At 54.0% G+C, this 378-nt stretch carries 1 protein-coding gene; it reads right to left on the reverse strand.

Annotated features, from left to right (window positions below):
* Positions 1 to 378 (reverse strand): hypothetical protein (locus HMPREF3016_RS03240; RefSeq protein WP_083315871.1); only part of this gene is annotated, 378 nt, incomplete at both ends.

Below are 378 nucleotides of genomic sequence, written 5' to 3' on the forward strand. Positions count from 1 at the left end.
CCCGTACCCCTCGTGGGCTAACCCCGAAACCACAGGCACCTCTAAAAGACGCTGCACCCAATACTTATCCTGCATAAACCGCACCAAAACCTGAGCATCCTGAGTATTATTCGGGTCAGCCCAATACCCATAATCCAGCCGGAACGCCACCTGAGAACCCACATACCGGCACGGTTCTACATGCGGTTTAAACCGATACACCACCCCTGTGGTGTCGGTGAGTTCGAAGAGCCCGTTTTCATCTCCTAATAGGGTGAAATAACTAGAGTCAATCTGCCAGTAGTGCAGTGTAAGTTTCCGTCCCCGGTTCGTGACCCGGACGAGTTTCTCGGGCAGGATTTCCCGGTACGAGACCCTGCACACCCACAAACCCCACAC

Origin of the sequence: Rothia sp. HMSC065D02, from assembly GCF_001815285.1 — a bacterium.
GTDB classification, from domain to species: domain Bacteria; phylum Actinomycetota; class Actinomycetes; order Actinomycetales; family Micrococcaceae; genus Rothia; species Rothia dentocariosa.